At 75.7% G+C, this 21,791-nt stretch carries 6 protein-coding genes; all 6 read left to right on the top strand.

Going from position 1 to position 21,791, the window contains the following annotated elements:
* Positions 1-198 precede the first annotated feature (198 nt).
* Positions 199-1,143, top strand: coding sequence for an acetylglutamate kinase (gene argB, locus PUR61_RS21380; protein ID WP_443035215.1), 945 nt, complete (start codon positions 199-201; stop codon positions 1,141-1,143).
* Between the two features lie 252 nt (positions 1,144-1,395).
* The gene (locus PUR61_RS21375) at positions 1,396-2,754 is read left to right on the top strand and encodes a lysine N(6)-hydroxylase/L-ornithine N(5)-oxygenase family protein (protein ID WP_329880805.1); all 1,359 of its coding nucleotides are present in this window, start codon (positions 1,396-1,398) and stop codon (positions 2,752-2,754) included.
* Positions 2,755-2,837: 83 nt separating this feature from the next.
* Positions 2,838-3,098: a phosphopantetheine-binding protein gene (locus PUR61_RS21370; RefSeq protein ID WP_329880803.1), complete on the top strand. Its 261-nt coding sequence runs from the start codon at positions 2,838-2,840 to the stop codon at positions 3,096-3,098.
* A 184-nt stretch (positions 3,099-3,282) separates the two neighbouring features.
* Positions 3,283-4,275, top strand: coding sequence for an ABC transporter substrate-binding protein (locus PUR61_RS21365; protein ID WP_329880802.1), 993 nt, complete (start codon positions 3,283-3,285; stop codon positions 4,273-4,275).
* Positions 4,276-4,403: 128 nt separating this feature from the next.
* Entirely contained in the window at positions 4,404-16,892 is a 12,489-nt protein-coding gene (locus tag PUR61_RS21360; RefSeq protein ID WP_329880800.1) for a non-ribosomal peptide synthetase, read from the top strand.
* A 122-nt stretch (positions 16,893-17,014) separates the two neighbouring features.
* Positions 17,015-21,791: non-ribosomal peptide synthetase (locus tag PUR61_RS21355; protein ID WP_329880798.1), on the top strand; the 4,777-nt coding region annotated here is incomplete at its 3' end.

Raw genomic sequence — 21,791 nt, 5'->3', positions numbered from 1 at the left:
GGTGGCGGAACCTCGCCGCCCGCCGGGTTCGCGGTCGTGACGGGGCAGAGTGGGCAATGTAAGGTCAACCTTGCCTAACCAGGGCCGGGCGAGGGACTCACCTTCCTCGACCGTGACCGGGCGGGCTGGTGGGACACGGTGCGGCCGGAATGAACGAGTTGAGACAAAGGACGCGTGGGACTGGTGGGCAGAGGCAGTGTGAGTCCTGGCAGGTCCGGCGGAGTCGGAGCCGGGCGGCGCCCGCCCGGTCTCCAGGAGTGCCTGTCCGACCTGAGGCGCTTCCGGGGTTCCACCGTCGTCGTGAAGTTCGGCGGCAACGCCATGGTGGACGAGGCCCGGAAGGCCGCCTTCGCCCGGGACGTCGTCCTCCTGCGCTACGCGGGCCTTCGCCCGGTGGTCGTGCACGGCGGCGGCCCGCAGATCGGCGCACAGCTCCAACGGCTCGGACTGACCTCCTCGTTCACGGCCGGCCTGCGGGTCACCACGCCGGAGGCCATGGAGGCCGTCCGGATGGTGCTGGCGGGTCAGGTCCAGCGGGAGCTGGTCGGCCTGATCAACTCCCACGGGCCGTTCGCGGTCGGGATGACCGGCGAGGACGCGCACACCATGACCGCGCGCAAGCGCTACGCGGTGGTGGACGGCGAACGGGTCGACATCGGCCTCGTCGGCGAGGTCTCCTCCGTCAGTCCGTCGCTGCTGTCGACCCTGTTGGCGGACGGGCGCATCCCGGTGGTCTCCTCGGTCGCCCGGGGCGAGGACGGGAACGTCTACAACGTCAACGCCGACACGGCCGCCGCCGCGGTGGCGGGCGCGCTGCGTGCGGACGTGCTGCTGATGCTGACCGACGTCCCCGGCCTCTACCGTTCGTGGCCCTCCGACACCGAGGTGGTGTCGCGGCTCACCGCGCCCGAGCTGGCCGAGCTGCTGCCGGGCCTGACCGGGGGGATGGTGCCCAAGATGGAAGCCTGTCTCGACGCGCTGCGTGCGGGGGTGGGCGTCGTGCGGGTCCTGGACGGGCGGGTGCCCTACGCCCTGCTGCGTTCCTTCGGTGACTCCTCGCCCGGGACGGAGATCGTGGCCCGGCCGGACGCCCCGGCCGACACTCCGCATGCTGCGGTGCAGACGGCTCCCGCGCTGCGGTGAGCCCGTGAACGGGGCTCGAATGTCCTGATTCAGACGCTCTGTCCGGAAAATCCGGTCATGAGCACACCCGACTCGGAGAAACCGCTGATCGGGGCCCGGATGCGGGTCCGGTCAGTGAACTTGACTCCATGGCTCCGATAAGGGAACTTAGGCAAGCCTTGCCTTAGGTCTTCGGTGGTCACGCCGGGGTTCGACAGGTCCGGGAGCTCCGCTCCAGGCCCCTGAACGAGTAGTAGACGGAAGGATTGAGTCATGTCGCGCGAGAACGGCGCAAACTACGGAGGTGGCAGCGTCGACGACCTGGTCGGCATAGGCTTCGGCCCGGCCAACCTGGCCCTGGCGATCGCGATCGACGACCACAACCGTCGCAACCCCGGGCAGTCGCTCGGCGTCCGCTTCCTGGAGAAGCAGGAACGTTTCGGATGGCACCGGGGAATGCTGCTGGACGGCGCCACCATGCAGGTCTCCTTCCTCAAGGACCTGGTGACCCTGCGTGACCCGCGAAGCCGCTTCACCTTCCTGTCCTACCTCCAGGAGCGGGGCCGGCTGGTCGACTTCATCAACCTGAAGTCCTTCTACCCGACCCGCCTGGAGTTCCACGACTACTTCGAGTGGTGCGCCGCGGAGTTCACCGACCAGGCCGCCTACGGCCGCAAGGTCACCGCCGTGCGGCCGGTGGAGTCGGACGGCCGGATCGACAGCGTCGAGGTCGTCTCCGAGGCGGTCACCGGTGGCGACCAGGAGGTCCGCCGGGCCCGGAACATCACGGTCGGCACGGGTCTGACCCCGCGTGTCCCCGACGGCGTCACGCTCGGCGAGCGCGTCTGGCACGCCCGGGACCTGCTGCTGCAGGCACCCACACTGGTCGGCCAGGAACTGCGCCACCGACGGATCGCCGTGGTCGGCGCCGGCCAGTCGGCCGCCGAGGCGGTCGAGTACCTCCACCGCACGTTCCCCGACGCCGAGATCTGCGCGGTCCTCTCCCGCTACGGCTACAGCCCGGCCGACGACAGCCCCTTCGCCAACCGGATCTTCGACCCGGCCGCGGTCGACGAGTTCTACGGGGCCTCCGAGGAGGCCAAGCAGACCCTGCTCCGCTACCACGCGAACACCAACTACTCCGTGGTCGACGGCGATCTGATCGAGCAGCTCTACCGGATCGTCTACCAGGAGAAGGTCGCCGGCCGCGAGCGGCTGCGCGTCCTCAACGCCAACCGCCTGACCGGTGTCGCCCAGCACACGGACGGCGTGCGCGCCGAGGTCCGCTCGCTGACCACCAACGAGGAGCAGACCCTCGACTGCGACGCGGTCGTCCTCGCCACCGGCTACACCCACGTGGACCCCCGTGAGCTGCTCGGCGACCTCGCCCCCACGCTCCTCACCGACGAGCAGGGCCGCCTGCGCGTCGACCGCGACCACCGGGTGCTGACCGAGGACCACGTCGACGTGGGGATCTACCTCCAGGGCGGCACCGAGCACACCCACGGGATCACCTCCGCCCTGCTCTCGACCCTGGCCATCCGCTCCGGGGAGATCTGCGACTCGCTCCTGCTGCGCCAGACCGGCGCCCAGCTGCGGGCCCAGAACAACCGCCTCGGCGTAGCCGGCTGACCACGGATCCCGGGCCACCGGCCCGGATCCACCCGGCCGGACCCACCGAACCGCACGCCCTCGCTACCGAACGGACCTTCAGCATGAGCGCCAGCACCGCACCGGGCCCGACGGGCTTCGACCCGGACACCGTCCGGGCGGACATCGCCGACATCCTCGGCGAGCGCCCGGAGGACATCGGTGACGACGACGACCTGCGCGACCTCGGCCTCGACTCGATGCGGGTGATGCACCTCGTCGAGGTCTGGCGCGCCCGTGGCGCCCGGGCCGAGTTCGCCGACCTGGCGGACCTCGGCGCGGAGCCCACCGTGGCCTCCTGGTCGGCCTACCTGAGCCGCGCCTGAGCCGTACCCGAGCCGCGCCCGGGGCACCACCCCGGGCCGTGCCCGCGCAACACCAGAGCCGTACCGAGCAGGACCGGAACCGCCGAAACCGCCCGTGCCCCCAGGCACCGGGCCCCCTGGACTCCGGCGGGCTCGCCCGACACACCGAACCCGCCGCGCACCGCGTATCACTTCAAGGAGAACCATGAACACCCGTGCCCTGACGTCCCGCAGCGTCAGAATCGCCGCCGTCGCCGCCACCGCCGCGCTCACCCTCGCGGCCTGCGGTTCCAACGGCGACAGCAAGGACGCCACAGGCACGCCCTCGGCCGGCAGCGCCGCGTCCGGCCCCGTGGTGGTCGAGGCCACCAACGGCAAGATCACCGTCCCGGCCGGCGTCAAGCGCATCGTCAGCGTCTCCTACGCCACGGGCGCCCTGCTCGACCTCGGCGTCCAGCCGGTCGGCACCAGCACCATCGACGACAACAACCCGATGGAGCTGCTGCCCTCGCAGACCGAGGCCGCGAAGAAGATCGAGCCGATCGGCTCCGGCATCGAGATCAACATCGAGAAGGTCGCCTCCCTCAAGCCCGACCTGATCGTGGTCGAGGGCGCCAGCGCCTTCGACTGGGGCATCAAGAAGCTCGAAGGCATCGCCCCCACCCTGTACTTCGGCGTCGACACCCCGGTTGACCTGCTCAACGCGCAGGAGAAGATCGCCACCGCCGTCGGCAAGGACGCGGAGTTCAAGAAGCTGAAGTCCGACTACGAGGCCAAGGCCGCGAAGATCAAGACGGACTACGCGACCAAGCTCAACTCCGTGAAGTGGACCATCGCCTCCTCCTACGGCGGCGGCGAGTTCCTGGTCGACACCAGCACCTCCTGGGTCGGCCGCGTCCTCAACGACGCGGGTGCCAAGTTCTCCCAGGCGTCCTCGGACACCAAGGAGCACGAGACCACCTACTCCGTCGAGAAGCTCGACGTCCTCGCCGACGCCGACCTCATCCTCGTCCCCAAGATGGCCGCCACCGGCGAGGTCCCGCAGGACACCAAGGACCTCGACAAGCAGCCGTCCTGGAAGAACCTCAAGGCCGTCCAGGCCGGCAAGGTCATCCCGGTCACCTACGCCACCACCGACCGGTACGGCACCTCGATCAACGTCCTCGACCAGATCGAGACCATCCTCAAGGGCCTCTAGCCCACCACGTCCGGGTGGCCGCCGCCCCGCGCGGCCACCCGGACGGACACCACCACATCGCACCAAGCGCACGAGCGCCCCGGGCTGGCAGGATCGGCGGGGCGGCGAACCGGGAAGGGCCGACCCCCATGCCAGAGGCTGGCACGACGACCACGCACGCCGACCAGGAAGCTCCGCGGGAGCTGACAGCCGCCCAGGCGGGCATCCTCGCGGCCCAACGGATCGACCCGGACAACCCGGCGTACAACGTCGGCCAGTACGTGCGCATCGCCGGAGAGCTCGACGAGCAGCTGCTGGAAGCCGCCCTGCGCCGCACCCTCACCGAGGCCGACGGCCTGCACATCCGCCTCGCCGAGCAGGACGGCCGCACCGTCCGGCTCCCCGGCGCGTTCGACGCCGGGTCGTGGGCCCTGCACCGCCTCGACACCAGCGGCGCCACCGACCCGGTCGCCGCCGCCGCAGCCCTCGTCCACGACCAACTGGCCGTCCCCACCGTGCTGGAGGGGCCCGACGCGGGCCCGCTCACCGGTGCGCTGCTGGTACGCGTCGGCCCGGCCGACCACCTCTGGTTCCAGTGGTTCCACCACTTGGTCGTCGACGGCTACAGCGTCGCCCTGTTCAGCCGCCGCGTCGCCGAGGTCTACACGGCGCTCGCCACCGGCGCCGACGTCCCCGAGAGCCCGTTCCGGCCCGCCGACCTGCTGGCCGACGCCGAGCGCGACTACCTCGCCTCCGACCGGCCCGAGGCCGACCGCGCCTACTGGCGCGAGCGCTTCGCCGACCGCCCGGCCGTCGTCGGCCTCACCGAACCCACCGCCGCGGCCGCCCCCACCGCCCTGCGCCACCGCATCGAGCTGCCCGCCGAGCAGTCCGCGACCGTGCTCGCCGCGGCCCGTGCGTCCCGCACCACCTGGGCCGAGGCCGCCAACGCCGCCTTCGCCGCCTACCTGCACCGGATGACCGGCGCGGCCGACGCCGTCCTCGGCATGCACTTCATGGCCCGCACCGCCCCCGGCACGCTGCGGGTGCCCGGCATGGCCGTCAACATCCTCCCCGTGCGGCTGCCCGTCGCGGGCACGGACACCTTCGCCGCGCTGCTGCGCCGCTCCGCCGAGGAGCTCAAGGCCGTGCGCCGCCACCAGCTCCACCGCGGTGAGGACATCCGCCGCGACCTCGGCCTGGTCGGTACCGACGGGCGCCTGCACGGGCCGATGCTCAACATCAAGCCCTTCGACCTCGACCTCGACTTCGCGGGCAGCCCCGGTACCACCGTCAACCTGGCCTCCGGGCCGGTCGAGGACTTCGCGCTCTCCGTCCACAAGACCCCGGACGACCGCCTGGTCCTGGAGTTCGACGCCAACCCGGTGCTCTACGGCGAGGGCGAACTCGCCCGCCACGCCGACCGGTTCGCCGCCCTGCTGACCCGCCTCGCCACCTCGCCCGAGCAGCCGCTGGCCGAGCTGCCGCTGCTCGCCGACGCCGAGCGCGAGGCCGTCCTGCACGGCTGGAACGCCACCGCCCGCGAGGTCCGCGAGGGCACCCTGGTCAGCCGGATCGCCGAGCGCGCCGCCGCCACCCCCGACGCCACCGCCGTGGTCGCCGAGGGCCGCACCCTGACCTACACCGAGCTCGACGCCCGCGCCACCGCCCTCGCCCGCGCGCTGCGCGCCGCCGGGGCCGGCCCGGACCGGGTGGTCGGCGTCGCCGTGCCCCGCTCCGCCGAGCTGATGGTCGCCCTGCTCGGCGTCCTCAAGGCCGGCGCCGCCTACCTGCCGCTGGACGCCGACTACCCGGCCGACCGGCTGGCCCACATGGTCGAGGACGCCGCGCCGGTGCGCGTCGTCACCGTCCGCGCGCTGCTGGAGCGGCTCCCCGAGGCCGCCCGCGCCGCCGCCCTGCTGGTCGACGAGCTGGCCGACGCCGACGCCGACGCCGCCGGGCACCCCGAGCTCCCCGAGCCCGGCCCCGACCACGCCGCGTACCTGATCTACACCTCCGGCTCCACCGGCCGACCCAAGGGCGTCGTGGTCACCCACCGCGCCATCGTCAACCGGCTCGCCTGGATGCAGCACGCCTACCGCCTCGGCGCCGACGACCGCGTCCTGCAGAAGACCCCGGCCAGCTTCGACGTGTCCGTCTGGGAGTTCTTCTGGGCGCTGTGCGAGGGCGCCACCGTCGTCCTCGCCCGCCCCGAGGGCCACAAGGACCCCGCCTACCTCGCCGCGCTGATCGCCGAGGAGCGCGTCACCACCCTGCACTTCGTCCCCTCCATGCTGCGCGCCTTCCTGGAGGAGACCTCGGTCGCCGAGCGCTGCGCCGGACTGCGCCGCGCCTTCTGCTCCGGAGAGGCCCTGCCCGGCGACGTCGTCGACCGCTGGTACGCGACCCTCCCCGCGGTGCCGCTGCACAACCTCTACGGCCCCACCGAGGCCGCCGTCGACGTCACCCACCACCACACCGCGCCCGCCGCGGGCGTCGTCCCGATCGGCCGCCCGGTCTGGAACACCCGCCTCTACGTGCTGGACGCCGAGCTGCGACCCGCTCCGGTGGGCGTGCCCGGCGAGCTGTACCTGGCCGGCGTCCAGCTGGCCCGCGGCTACCTCGGCCGCCCCGGCCTCACCGCCGGCCGCTTCGTCGCCGACCCGCACGGCGGCCCGGGCGAGCGCATGTACCGCACCGGCGACCTCGTGCGCTGGGCGCCCGACGGCACCGTCGAGTACCTCGGCCGCACCGACGACCAGGTCAAGGTCCGCGGCTTCCGGATCGAGCTCGGCGAGATCGAGGCCGCCCTGGAGGCGCTCCCCGGCGTCGTCCAGGCCGCGGTGACCGCCCGTGAGCTGACCCCGGGCGGCGCCCGCCGGCTCGTCGGCTACCTGGTGCCCGCGCCCGCCGACGCCGAGGCGCTGCGCTCCGAACTCGCCCGCACCCTGCCCGAGCACATGGTCCCGGCCGTCCTGGTCGGCCTCGACACCCTGCCGCTGAGCCTCAACGGCAAGCTCGACCGCAAGGCCCTGCCCGCGCCCGCCACCGGCGGCGAGGGCGGCGGCGCCCCGCGCACCGACGCCGAGCGCGTCCTCGCCTCGCTCGTCGCCGAGGTCCTCGGACTGACCGGCGACCAGGTCGGCGTCGACGACAACTTCTTCTCCCTCGGCGGCGACAGCATCTCCGCCATCCAGCTGGGCAGCCGCGCCCGCCGCGCCGGCTTCCGGATCACCCCGCGCGTGGTGTTCGAGCGGCGCACCGTCGCCCGCATCGCCGCCGTCGCCGAGGCCACCGGCGCCGTCACCGGCCCGGCCGCCGCCGCCGTCGCCGCGACCGGCCCGCTGCCGACCACCCCGATCAGCGAGTGGCTGCGCGAGCGCGGCGGCCCGATCGCCCGCTTCGGCCAGCACACCGTCGTCACCGTCCCGGCCGGCCTCGACCGGCAGCGGCTGGCCGCCGCCCTGGACACCCTGACCGACCACCACGACGCCCTGCGCCTGCGCCTGCACGTCGCCACGGACGGCGGCTGGACCCAGGAGGTCCGGCCCGCCGGCAGCGCGCCCGCCGCCGACCGGCTCCGGCACGTCGAGGTGACCGCCGGGGAGCTGACCGCCGCCGCCGCGGCCGAGCGGGAGGCCGCCGCCGACCGCCTCGACCCCGAGCAGGGCGTCGTCCTCCAGGCCGTCCACCTCGACGCCGGGGCCGACACCCCGGGCCTGCTCGTCCTCGCCGTCCACCACCTCGCCGTCGACGGCGTCTCCTGGCGCATCCTGCTGCCCGACCTGCGCGCCGCCTACGAGGGCCGGACCCCGGAGCCCGTCACCACCCCGCTGCGCGCCTGGACCACCGGCCTCGCCGAGGCCGCCGCCGGCGACCGGGTCCGCGCCGCACTGCCCCTGTGGCAGGCCGTCCTGGCCGACGGCAGCGGACCGCTGCTGGGCGACCGCCCGCTCGACCCGGCCCGCGACACCGCCGCCACCACCGGGCGACTGCGGCTGACCCTGCCCGCCGAGCGCACCGCACCGCTGCTCGGCGCCGTCCCCGCCACCCACCGGGCCGGCGTCGACCACGTCCTCCTCACCGGCCTGACCCTCGCGCTGCTCGCCCGCCGCCGCGCCCGCCTCGGCGCCGACGCCCGCCCCGACCTGCTGCTGCGCCTGGAGGGCCACGGCCGCGAGGACCACCTCGTCCCCGGCGCCGACACCACCCGCACGGTCGGCTGGCTCACCAGCGAGTTCCCCGTCCGGTTCGACCTCTCCGGCGTCGACCCCGAGGCCGCGCTCGCGGGCGGGCCCGCCGCCGGCCGCGCCCTCGCGCTCGTCAAGGAGCAGCTCCGGGCCCTGCCCGACGCCGGCGCCGGCTACGGCCTGCTGCGCCGGCTCGACCCGCCGTCCGCCGCCGCCCTCGCGGACGTCGCCGAGCCCCAGCTGCTCTTCAACTACCTCGGCCGCTTCGCCGCCACCGGTGAGGAGTGGACGGTCGCCCCGCAGACCGGGGACGCCGTCACCGCCTCCGCCGACCCCGGCCTGCCCTGCGCCCACGCGCTGGAGATCGGCGCCTTCGTCCACGACGGCCCCGACGGCCCCGAGCTGACCGTCCAGCTCACCTGGCCGCACGGCGTGTTCGGCGAGGACGCCGTCCGCGAGACGGCCGAGAGCTGGTTCGCCCACCTCGACGCGCTCACCCGCTACGCCGCCCGCCCCGGCGCCGGCGGCCTCACCCCCTCCGACGTGCCGCTCGCCCCGGTCACCCAGGCCGTCCTGGACCGCCTGGCCGCGGAGCACCCCGGCACCGAGGACGTCCTGCCGCTCTCCCCGCTCCAGGAGGGCCTGCTCTTCCACACCCTCCTCCAGGACGGGCAGGGCGCCGACGACCTCTACACCTCGCTCACCTCGCTCGACCTGCGCGGCCCGCTGGACCGCACCGCTCTGGTCCGGGCCGTCGACGAGGTCGTCAACCGGCACACCGCCCTGCGCGCCGGCTTCCTCGGCGAGGGCCTGCCGGAGCCGCTCCAGCTGGTCGCCGGCCGGGTCCGGGTGCCCTGGACCGAGCACGACCTCACCGCGCTGCCCGCCGACCGGCAGGACGCCGAGACCGCCCGCATCGAGGACGCCGAGGCCTCCCGCCGTTTCGACCTGGCCCGGCCGCCGCTGGTGCGCTGCGCCCTCGTCGCCCTCGGCACCGACCACCACCGGCTGGTCCTGACCCGCCACCACATCGTCATGGACGGCTGGTCCACGCCCGTCCTGCTGCGCGAGCTCGTCACCGCGTACGGCGCCGGCGGCGACACCGCCGCGCTGCCCGCCGCCGCCCCGTTCGCCGACCACCTCGGCTGGCTGGCCGCCCGCGACACCGGCGCCGACACCGCCGCCTGGCGGCAGGCCCTGGCGGGCCTCGCCGCGCCGACCCTGCTGGCCGACAGCCTCGGCACCCCCGCCGCCGGCCCGGCCGCCGCCGACGGCTCCGCCGCGGGCCGGGAGATCGACCTGCCGATCCCCGCCGAGCTGTCCGCCGCCCTCACCACGACCGCCCGCGAGCACGGACTGACCCTCAACACCCTGGTCCAGGGCGCCTGGGCGGTGCTCCTCGGCCGCCTCACCGGCCGCACCGACGTGGTGTTCGGTGCCACCGTCTCCGGCCGCCCCGGCGACCTGCCCGGCGTCGAGTCGATGGTCGGCCTGTTCAGCAACACCGTTCCGGTGCGCTTCCGGCCGGACGAGGACGAGACGGTCGGGGAGATGCTGCTCCGCCTCCAGGCGCAGCAGTCCGGCCTGCTCGACCACCAGTACCTCGGCCTCGCCGACATCCAGGCGCTGGCCGGCCACGGCACCCTCTTCGACACCCTGCTGGTCTTCGAGAACTACCCGGTCGACCCCGACCACCTCACCGCCCGCGGCCTGCGGGTCGCCGGTATCGGCAACCGGGGCGCCACCCACTACCCGCTCACCGTGCTCACCCTCCCCGGCGAGGCCCCGCAGCTGACCGTCGAGTACCGCCCCGACGTGTTCACCGCCGAGCAGGCCGCCGCCGTCGGCGAGCGCCTGCTGCGGGTGCTCGCCACCATCGCCACCGCGCCCGACACCACCGTCGGCGCGCTGGAGATCCTCTCGCCGGCCGAACGCCGCACCGTGCTGGAGGAGTGGAACGCCACCGCGCGTGCCGTCCCCGCCGGCACCGTGGTCGACGCCTTCGCGGCCCGCGCCGCCGCCGTGCCCGAGGAGACCGCCGTCGTCTTCGGCGACCAGCGGCTCGACTACGCCGAACTCGCCGCCCGCGTCGACCGCACGGCCCGCCACCTCGCCGCGCTCGGCGCCGGCCCCGGCCGGGTCGTGGCGCTGGCGCTGCCCCGCTCGGCCGACCTGGTCGCCGCCCTGCTCGGCGTCCTCGCCTCCGGCGCCGCCTACCTGCCGATCGATCTCGACCACCCGGACGAGCGGATCGCGCTGATGCTGGAGGACGCCGACCCGCTGCTCACCCTGAGCACGCCCGAGGTCGCCGGCCGCCACCCGGTGCTGGCCGCCCACGGCAAGGGCGTCGTCACCCTCGCCGAACTCGGCACGCTGAGCGCCGAACCGACCCGCCCGCACGCCGACGACCTGGCGTACGTCATCCACACCTCCGGCTCCACCGGCCGCCCCAAGGGCGTCCAGGTCCCGCACCGCGGCCTCGCCAACATGCTGGAGCACCACGGCAACACCGTCTTCGCCCGGGCCGTCGACCGGGCCGGCGGGCGCCGCCTGCGCGCCGCGCACACCGCGTCGTTCTCCTTCGACTCCTCCTGGGAGCAGCTGCTCTGGCTCGTCCAGGGGCACGAGCTGCACGTCTACGGCGAGGACCTGCGCCGCGACCCGCAGGCCCTGGTCCAGCGCCTGCTCGCCGACCGCATCGACACCCTCGACGTCACCCCGTCGTTCGGTCAGCAGCTCGTCGAGTGGGGCCTGCTGGACTCCGAGCGGCACCGCCCGCTGCTCTTCCTGGTCGGCGGGGAGGCCGTCGGCGACGCCCTGTGGACCCGCATCCGCGCGACCGAGGGCGTGCTCGGCCACAACTTCTACGGCCCCACCGAGTACACCGTCGACACGCTCGGTGCCGCACTCGACGACAGCCCCACCCCGTTCGTCGGCCGCCCGATCGGCAACACCCGGGTGTACGTGCTGGACGCCCGGCTCCGGCCCGTCCCGGCCGGCGTCGCCGGCGAGCTGTACATCGCCGGCCCCGGCCTGGCCCGCGGCTACGGCAACCGGCCCGCGCTCACCGCGAGCCGCTTCGTCGCCGACCCGTACGGAGCCCCCGGCGACCGGATGTACCGCACCGGGGACGTCGTGCGCCACCGCCCCGACGGCAGCCTGGACTTCCTGGGCCGCGACGACGACCAGGTGAAGATCCGCGGCTTCCGCGTCGAGCCCGGCGAGGTCGAGGCGGCCCTCGCCGCCCAGCCCGGCATCGCCCGGGCCGCCGTCCTGGCCCGCGCCGGCGGAGGCGGCGTCAAGCGGCTCGTCGGCTACGTCGTCGCGGCCCCCGGGGCCGCCGCCGACCCCGCCGCGCTGCGCACCGCGCTCGCCGAGGCGCTGCCCGAGTACATGGTCCCGGCCGCGATCGTCCCGCTGCCCGCGCTGCCGCTGAACGTCAACGGCAAGCTCGACCGGCAGGCCCTCCCCGAGCCCGGCGCCGACGCCTTCGCCGCCCCGGCCGGGCGGGCCCCGCGCACCGAGCGGGAGGCCGTGATCTGCGGCGTCTACGCCGAGGTGCTCGGCCTGCCCGCGGTCGGCATCGACGACGACTTCTTCGCCCTCGGCGGCCACTCGCTGCTCGCCACCCGGGTGATCGGCCGGCTGCGGGCCGCGCTCGGCACCGAGGTCGCCGTCCGCGACCTGTTCGAGACCCGCACCCCCGTCGGCCTCGCCGCGCGGCTCGACGGCGCGGCGACCGGCCGCACCGCCCCCGCGGCCCGCCCGCGTCCCGAGCGGATCCCGCTGTCCGCCGCCCAGGCCCGGCTCTGGTTCCTCTACCGCCTCCAGGGCCCGAGCACCGCGTACACCATCCCGTGCGCGCTGCGGATCGACGGCCCGCTCGACGCGGACGCGCTGCGCGCCGCGTTCGGCGACGTGCTGGCCCGCCACGAGGCGCTGCGCACGGTCTTCCCCGACCACGACGGCCGCCCGTTCCAGCGGATCCTCGACCCCGGCACCGCCGGCGTCCCGTTCACCGTGGCGGAGGCCTCCGGGCACCGCCTGGACACCGAGGTCGCCGCGGCCGGCGCGTACGCCTTCGACCTGGCCACCGAGATCCCCGTCCGGGCGACCCTGGTGACCGCCGGCCCCGAGCGGCACGTGCTCAGCATCGCGCTGCACCACATCGCCGGTGACGAGTGGTCCGAGGGCGTGCTGCTGCGCGACCTCGACCTCGCCTACGCCGCCCGCCGGTCCGGCGCCGCCCCGGCGTTCGCGCCGCTGCCGCTCCAGTACGCCGACCACGCGCTCTGGCAGGCCGAGCTGCTCGCCGGGGCCGAGGGCCCGGGAGCCGACCAGACCCGCTACTGGAGCGAGCGCCTGGCGGCGCTGCCGGCCGAGCTGACGCTGCCGACCGACCGGGCCCGCCCGGCCGAGGCCGGTGGACGCGGCGGCGCCGTGCGGCTGCGCCTGCCCGACGAGCTGCACGCCGCCCTGCGCGGCTACGCGCAGCGCACCGGGGCGACCCCGTTCATGGTCACCCAGGCCGCCGCGGCCCTGCTGCTCGGCAAGCTCGCCGGCACCGCCGACGTCGCGCTCGGCACCCCGGTGGCGGGCCGCACGGACGAGGTGCTGGAGTCCGTGGTCGGCTTCTTCGTCAACACCCTGGTGCTGCGCCACGACCTCTCCGGCGACCCGAGCTTCGACGAGCTGGTCGCCCGCTCCCGGGAGACCGTGCTCGGCGCGCTCGCCCACCAGGACCTGCCGTTCGACCGCCTGGTGGAGATCGTCAACCCCGAGCGCTCGCTCGCCCGCCACCCGCTGTTCCAGGTGATGGTCCAGCACCGCCGGGAGGCCGACGGCCTGGACCGCCTGCTCGGCGCCACCACCGCCCTGCTGCCCGACCCCGTCCACGCGGCCCGTTTCGACCTCGCCTTCACCTTCGTGGAGGCCGCCGACGGCAGCCGCACCGACCTGACCGTCATCCACGCCGACGACCTCTTCGACCGCGCCACCGCGCGGCTGTTCGGGGCCCGGCTGATGCGGGTCATGGAGCAGGCCCTCGCCGCCCCCGAGCGGCCGGTCGGCCGGATCGAGCCGACCGCCGCCCAGGAGCTCCGCGGCCTCGCGGGGGAGTGGAACGCCACCGCCATCCCGGTGCGCGAGGGGACCTTGGTGGACCGGATCGCCGAGCGCACCGCCGCCACCCCGGACGCCGTCGCGGTCGTCTTCGAGGGCGCCGTGCTGACCTACCGGCAGCTGGACGAGCGGGCCGGCCTGCTCGCCGGGGCGCTGACCGCCGCTGGCGCCGGCCCCGACCGGATCGTCGCCGTCGCCGTGCCCCGCTCCGCCGAGCTCATGGTCGCCCTGCTCGCCGTCCTCAAGGCCGGCGCCGCCTACCTGCCGCTGGACACCGAGTACCCGGTCGACCGCCTCACCGCCATGGTCGAGGACGCCGCCCCGGTGTGCGTGCTCACCGTCGCCGGCCTGGAGAGCGGCCTGCCCGCGGTGCCGGGCGTGCCGGTGCTCACCGTCGACGCCCGGGCGCAGCGGGCCGTGACGCCCACCGCCCCGGACGCCGACCACGCCGCGTACGTCATCTTCACCTCCGGCTCCACCGGACGGCCGAAGGGCGTCGTCGTCACCCACCGGGCGATCGTCAACCGGCTCGACTGGATGCGCGAGGTCTACGGCATCAGCGCGGCCGACCGCGTCCTCCAGAAGACCCCGGCCAGCTTCGACGTGTCGGTCTGGGAGTTCTTCCTGCCCCTGGTCAGCGGCGCCCGCGTGGTGCTGGCCCGCCCCGGCGGCCACCGCGAGCCGGAGTACCTGGCCGCCCTGACCGCCCGCGAGTCCGTCACCGCCTGCCACTTCGTGCCGTCGATGCTCTCCGCCTTCACCGGCGCCGCCGAGCAGGACGCCGCCGTCCGCGAGGGCTTCGCGGGGGTGACGCGGGTCTTCTGCTCCGGCGAGGCCCTGCCCGCCGCCGCGGTGGACCGCTTCCTCGCCCTGTGGCCGCAGATCGAGCTGCACAACCTGTACGGGCCCACCGAGGCCGCCGTCGACGTCACCTACCACCGGGCGTGGGCCGGCTCGGGCGTCGTCCCGATCGGCCGCCCGGTCTGGAACACCCGCCTGCACGTCCTCGACGCCCGGCTGCGGCCGGTCCCGGTGGGCGTGCCCGGCGAGCTGTACCTGGCCGGCGTCCAGCTGGCCCGCGGCTACCTCGGCCGCCCCGGCCTGACCGCCGGCCGCTTCGTCGCCGACCCGCACGGTGGGCCCGGCACCCGGATGTACCGCACCGGCGACCTGGTACGCCGCCGCATCGACGGCGAGGTCGAGTACCTCGGCCGCACCGACGACCAGGTCAAGGTCCGCGGCTTCCGGATCGAGCTCGGCGAGATCGAGTCCGCGCTCGCCGCCGTGCCCGGTGTCGGCCAGGCCGCCGTCACCGCCCGCGCCCTCACCGAGGGCGGCGCCCGTCAGCTGCTCGGCTACGTCGTCCCGCAGGCCGGGGCGAGCGTGGGCGGGGACGCCGTCCGGGCGGCCGTCGCCGCCGTGCTGCCCGAGCACATGGTGCCGGTGGTGGTCACCGTGCTGGACGCGTTGCCGCTGAGCGTCAACGGCAAGCTCGACCGCAAGGCCCTGCCGGCCCCCGGCCGGCGGACCGAGCAGGCCGCCCCGGCAGTGTCCGGGCCGTCCGCGGCCGCCGCCCTGGCCCGGGTCTTCGCCGAGGTGCTCGGCCTGGCCGAGGTCGGCGAGGACGAGAACTTCTTCGCCCTCGGCGGGGACAGCATCGTCTCGATCCAGCTGATCAGCCGTGCCCGCAAGGCCGGCTACGACCTCGCGGCCAAGGACGTCTTCCAGTACCCGACCCCGGCCGCGCTGGCCGAGGCCAAGGGCCTGGCCGTCGCCCGCCCCGCCGGCCGGGCCCCGGCCGCCCCGGCCGCCGTCCCCGTCGACGGCGAACTGCCCGCCCTGCCGGTCGTGCACTGGCTGCGCGAGCGAGGCGGCCCCGTCGACCGCTTCAACCAGTCGGTGCTGGTCAGCGTCCCGGCGGGCCTGCGGGAGGAGCCGCTGCGCGCCGCCCTGGCCGCGCTGGCCGCCAACCACCCGGCGCTGCGGCTGCGCCTCGACCGGACCGACGGCCTGTGGACCCAGGAGATCCTGCCCGCCGGCCAGGCCCCCGCCACCACCGAGCCGGACACCCTGCGCCGGATCGACGCCCGCGACGGCGACCTCGCCGCGCTGCTGACCCGGGAGGCCGACGCGAGCGCCGCCGCGCTCGACCCCGCCGCCGGCCGGGTGCTGCGCGCCGCCTGGTTCGACGCCGGCGACGACCGGGACGGCCGCCTGCTGCTGACCGTCCACCACCTCGCGGTGGACGGCGTCTCCTGGCGGACCCTGCTGCCCAACCTGGCCACCGCCTACCAGGCCCTCGCCGGTGGCGGTCGCCCCGCCCTCGAACCCGAGACGTACGGGCTGCGCGCCTGGGCCGAGCACCTGCTGACGCACGCCCAGGAGCGCGGCCGGGTCGCCGAGGCCGCCCACTGGCGCACCTCGCTGGCCGGGCCCGCCGGACCGCTGGCCCACCTCGCCGCCGACCCGGGGCGCGACACCGTCGCCACGGTGCGGACCCTGCACCGCACGCTGCCCGCCGACCGCACTGCCCCGCTGCTCACCGAGGTGCCCAAGGCGTTCGGCGCCGGCGTGGACGACGTCCTGCTCGCCGGTCTGGTGCTCGGCGCGGCCACCGCCCGCCCGGGCACCGCACCGGCCCTCCAGGTCGACCTGGAGGGGCACGGCCGCGGCGGCCACGACGGGCTGACCCCCGACCTCGCGGGCACCGTCGGCTGGTTCACCACCGTCCACCCCGTCCGGCTGGATCTCGACGGGATCGACCCCGCCGCCGCGCTCACCGGCGGCCCGGCCGCCGGCCAGGTGCTCAAGCAGGTCAAGGAGCAGCTGCGGGCCGCGCCCGACAAGGGCCTCGGCTTCGGCCTGCTGCGCCACCTCAACCCGCAGACCGCGGCGCTGCTGGGCACCGCAGGCGTCCCCCGCTCGCAGGTGCTGTTCAACTACCGGGGGCGCGCCGACGCCGCCGGCGGACCGCTCGGCGGCTGGCCGCTCGCCCCGCAGCCCGAGCGGGACGCCGTCGCCGCCGGGGCGGGCCCCGACCCGCTGATGGCCGCCGGCTACCCGGTGGAGATCGACGCGGTCGTCCGCGCCGGCGCCGACGGCCGGCCCGAGCTGGCCGTCGAGTGGAGCTGGCCGCAGGCCCTGCTGACGGAGGCCGAGGTCGCGGCGCTCGCCGACGCCTGGTTCGCCGCCCTCGACGCGCTCGCCCGGCACACCGCGGGCGGCGAGGCAGGCGGGGTCACCCCGTCCGACCTCAGCCTGGTCTCGCTGAAGCAGGCGCAGATCGACCGACTGGAGTCCCGACTGCGCGGGCGGCGCCGCCGATGAGCGCCGCCCCGCCCCCGGAGCCCGGGCCCCCGCGGCCCGGGCTCCGGCCGGATCCGCCCCGGACACCCCTCCCCGACCCGACCGACCACCACCTCCCCACCACCAGGACCGAGAAGACCGTGATGAACGACTCCACCGCACCGATCGACGACCCCCAGGCCGAGGGCGCGGCCGAATCGGACCTGGAGGACGTCTACCCGCTGTCCTCGCTCCAGGAGGGCATGCTCTTCCACTCCCTGTACGACGACCAGGCCCGTGACGTCTACGTCGTCCAGTCCCACCTGGACCTCGCGGGCCCGCTCGCCACGCCCCGCCTGGCCGCCGCCCTGGACGCCCTGCTCACCCGCCACGCCAACCTGCGGGCCGGCTTCTGGTACGAGGACCCGGAGGCCGTGGTCCAGTTCGTCCAGCGCACCGTGGACACCCCGCTGCGCGAGGTCGACCTGACCGCGCTCGACGGCGGGGCCCAGGAGACGGCCGTCCTCGCGGCCATGGACGAGGACTGGCACCGCCGCTTCGACCTGGACACGCCGCCGCTGCTGCGCCTCGCCCTGCTGCGCCTGGGCGACGGCCGCTCCCGGCTCGTGCTGACCTGCCACCACCTGCTGCTCGACGGCTGGTCCATGCCGATCGTCTTCCGCGAGCTGCTCGCCCTGTACGGCTCCGCCGGTGACCTCTCGGTGCTGCCGGCCGTCCGCCCCTACAAGGACCATCTGGCGCTGCTGGCCACCCGGGACACCGCCGCCGCCGAGGCCGCCTGGAGCACGGCGCTGGCCGGTTTCGAGCAGGCCCACCCGGTGGCGCCCGGCGCCGTGGCGGCCACCGCCGTGGAGCCGGGCCTGGTCACCCGCTACGCCGACGCCGAGCTGTCGGGGCGGATCGCCGCCGCGGCCCGCGGGCGCGGCCTGACCCTCGGCAACGTCGCCCACACCCTGTGGGGCGTCCTGGTCGGCTCCCTCACCGGGACCACCGACGTCGTGTTCGGCACCACCGTCTCCGGCCGCCCCGACGACCTGCCGGGCGCCGAGTCGATGGTCGGCCTGTTCATCAACACCGTGCCGGTGCGCGTCCGGCTCGACCCCGGCGCGACCCTGGCCGGCGCCGCCGCCGGGGTGCAGCGCGAGCAGGCCGAGCTGCTGGCCCACCAGCACCTGGGCCTGGGCGCGATCCAGCGCCGCAGCGCGGTCGAGGGCGACCTCTTCGACACCCTGCTCGTGGTGGAGAACTACCAGGGCGGCGGTGACGCGCTGCGCGAGAACCTGGGCGGTACGGACGGTCTCGCCATCACCGCCCTCGGGGCCCGCGACGCCACGCACTACCCGCTCGGCGTCACCGTGCTGCCCGGCGCCGAGCTGCGCGTCGAGCTGGAGTACCGGCCCGACCTGTTCGAGCAGGCCCGGGCCGAGCGGCTCACCGACCGCTTCCTCGCGCTGCTGACCGCCTTCGCCGACGACCCCGACCTCCCGCTCGCCCGGCTCGACCTGCTGGACGACGCCGAGCACGCCGCCCTGGACGCCACCGTGGCCGGCCGTCCGGCCGACGCGGACGCCGCCCCGGTCACCGAGCTGCTCACCGCCCTCGCCGGGCGCACCCCCGACACCGTGGCCCTGGTGGGCCCGGCCCTGTCGGGCGGCACCGCCACCCTGACCTTCGCCGAACTGTCCGAGCGGGCCGACCGGCTGGCCCGGCTGCTGATCGGCCGCGGCCTCGGCGCCGAGCGGGTCGCCGCGCTCGCCCTGCCGCGCTCCGCCGACTCCGTCGTCGCCATCCTGGCCGTGCTCCGGGCCGGCGGCGCCTACCTGCCGCTCGACCTGGACCACCCGGACGAGCGCCTCGCCGTGCTCCTCGACGACGTGCGTCCGGCCGTGGTCCTGACCACCCGCGAGGTGGCCGGCCGGCTGCCCGTGGCACCCGGCACCGCCACCCTGCTGCTGGACGACCCGGCCGTCGCCGACGCCCTGGCCGCGCTGCCCGGCGGCCCGCTCGGCGACGCCGAGCGCGGCGGGCCCGTCGATCCCGCCCAGGCCGCGTACGTCATCCACACCTCCGGCTCCACCGGCCGCCCCAAGGGCGTCGTCGTCCCGCACGCCGCGCTCGCCAACCTCGCCCACGACCACCTGACCGGCGCCTTCGCCGAGGCCGCCGACGGCCGGCGGCTGCGCGCCCTGAGCGTCGCCTCCTTCTCCTTCGACTCCTCCTGGGACCAGCTGCTCTGGCTGCTCGGCGGCCACGAACTGCACGTCCTCGGCGACGCCGAGCGCCGCGACGCGGAGACCGTCGTCGGCTACGCCCGCGAGCAGCGGATCGACGTCCTCGACCTGACGCCCACCCACGCCCAGCAGCTGCTGGACTGCGGCCTGCTCGACGGCGGCCACCGTCCCTCCGTGCTCCTGCTCGGCGGCGAGGCCCTGCCGCAGCCGCTGTGGGGCCGGCTGCGCGCCACCCCCGGCCTGCGCGCCCTCAACTACTACGGCCCCACCGAGTTCACCGTCGACGCGCTCCTCGCCGACCTCGCCGACAGCGACACCCCGAGCGTCGGGCGCCCGCTGGCCGGCGGTCGCGCCTACGTGCTGGACGCGCTGCTGCGGCACGTCCCGGCCGGTTCCCCCGGCGAGCTGTACCTGGCCGGCGTCCAGCTGGCCCGCGGCTACCTGGACCGCCCCGGCCCGACCGCCGAGCGCTTCCTCGCCGACCCGTACGGTGCGCCCGGCACCCGGATGTACCGCACCGGCGACCTGGTGCGCCGCCGCCCCGACGGCACCCTCGACTACCTGGGCCGGGTGGACGACCAGATCAAGATCCGCGGCTACCGGATCGAGCTCGGCGAGATCGAGGCCGTGCTCGCCGAGCAGCCCGGCGTCGCCCACAGCGCGGTGCTGGTGCGCTCCGGCGCGGTCGACCGCGTAGTCGCCTACGTGGTGCCCGCCGCCGGCGCGAGCCTGGACACCACCGCCCTGCACGAGGCCGTCTCGGCCCGCCTGCCCGAGTACATGGTCCCCTCGGCGTTCGCCGTCCTGGACGCGCTGCCGCTGACCGTCAACGGCAAGCTCGACCGCAGGGCCCTGCCCGACGACGCCCTCGACTACACCGGCGGGTCCGCCGGCCGGGCCGCCGAGACCGAGACCGAGCAACTCCTCTGCGAGCTGTACGCCGAGGTCCTGGGCCTGCCCGCGACCGGCGCCGAGGACGACTTCTTCCGCCTCGGCGGCGACTCCATCTCCTCGATCCGCCTGATCGGCGCCGCCCGCGCCGAGGGCCTCTCGCTCAGCCCCCGCGACGTCTTCGAGGGCCGCACCCCCGCCGCGCTGGCCGCCCTGGCCGACGCGCGCGGCGCCGCCGCCGAGGCCCCCGCGCTGCCCGAGCTGCCGGCCTCCACCGAGGCCGAGCTCGCCGCCGTCCGCGCCGTCGCGCCCAAGCTGGAGATCGAGGAGATCTGGCCGGTCTCCCCGCTCCAGGAGGGCCTGCTCTTCGAGGCCGGCTACGACGACCAGGCCCTGGACGTCTACACCTCCCGCGACCTCGTCACGCTGACCCGCCGGGTGCCGCTGGAGGTGCTGCGGTCCGCGGTCGCCGCCGTGCTGGAGCGCCACCCCAACCTGCGGGCCGGCTTTCTGCAGGACGCGCCCGGACGCCCGGTGCAGTTCGTGCCGCGCGTCGTCGACGTGCCGCTCACCGAGACCGACCTGTCCGCGCTGACCCCGGCCGAGTTCGAGGCCGAGCTCGGCCGGCTGACCGAGCGCGAGGCCGCCACCCGGTTCGACCTGGCGGCCCCGCCGCTGCTGCGCCTGGTGTCGGTGCTCGCCCCGGGCGGCGGCCAGCGCATCCTGATCACCAACCACGCCCTGCTCTGGGACGGCTGGTCGGCCGGCCTGTTCCTCCAGGAACTGCTGATCGGCTGCGCGGGCGAGAGCGTCCCCGAGCTCGGCCTGCCCTACCGGGACTTCCTGCGCTGGCTGGCCGCCCAGGACGCCGAGCAGGGCCGGACGGCCTGGCGCGAGGCCCTGGCGGACCTCGCCGAGCCCACGCTGCTGGCGCCGCAGGCCCGCGAGCGGGCCGCGCTGCTCCCGCAGGAAGTCACCGCGGGGATATCCGCCGGGCTGACCGCCCGGATCGCGGCCTTCGCCCGCGAGCGCGGCCTGACCCTCAACACCGTGCTCTCCGGCGCCTGGGGCCTGCTGCTGTCCGGCCTGACCGCCCGCGAGGACGTGGTGTTCGGCGCGACCGTCTCCGGCCGCCCGGCCGAACTGGCCGGCATCGACGCCACCATCGGCATGTTCCTCAACACGGTGCCGGTCCGGGCCCGGCTGGACGGCGCCGAGAGCGTCGCCGGCTTCCTCACCCGCCTCCAGGCGGAGCAGACCACCCTGCTGGCGCACCACCAGATCGGGCTCGGCGAGATCCAGCGCGGCACCGGCTTCGGCCGGCTCTTCGACACCCTCCAGGTGCTCCGCAACACGCCCGCCGACCAGGGCGTCCGGGACCGCATCCGGGAGAGCCTCGGCGTGCAGGACGTCGTCGACGTCGACGCCACGCACTTCCCGCTGATCTTCATCACCAACCCGGGAGAGGCCCTCTCCTTCGAGTGGAAGTTCCGCCCGGACGTCTTCGAGCGCGCCACCGTCGAGGCGCACGCCGAACGCCTGGTCGCCCTGCTCCACCAGATCGTCGACCACCCGGACCGCCCGGTCCGCGCGCTGGACGTGCTGACGTCGGGTGAGCGGGGGCTGTTGGGGGAGTGGGCGGCGACGGGTCGTGAGTTGCCGTCGGCTTCGGTGGCGGATCTGCTGGCGGAGCGTGCGGTGTCGGTGCCGGACGAGGTGGCGCTGGTGTTCGGTGCGTCCTCGTGGACGTACGCGGAGCTGGACGCGCGGGTGAACCGGCTGGCGCGGTTGTTCGTGG

The organism is Streptomyces sp. BE20 (genome assembly GCF_036322525.1).
Lineage (GTDB): Bacteria > Actinomycetota > Actinomycetes > Streptomycetales > Streptomycetaceae > Kitasatospora.
Note: the sequence above shows the minus strand (reverse complement) of the source record. Positions and strands in the feature narration are given on the sequence as shown.

Coding starts and splice junctions, on each gene's coding strand:
- PUR61_RS21365 (WP_329880802.1), top strand. CDS start 3,283: ATGAACACCCGTGCCCTGACGTCCCGCAGCGTCAGAATCGCCGCCGTC.
- PUR61_RS21375 (WP_329880805.1), top strand. CDS start 1,396: ATGTCGCGCGAGAACGGCGCAAACTACGGAGGTGGCAGCGTCGACGAC.
- PUR61_RS21370 (WP_329880803.1), top strand. CDS start 2,838: ATGAGCGCCAGCACCGCACCGGGCCCGACGGGCTTCGACCCGGACACC.
- PUR61_RS21360 (WP_329880800.1), top strand. CDS start 4,404: ATGCCAGAGGCTGGCACGACGACCACGCACGCCGACCAGGAAGCTCCG.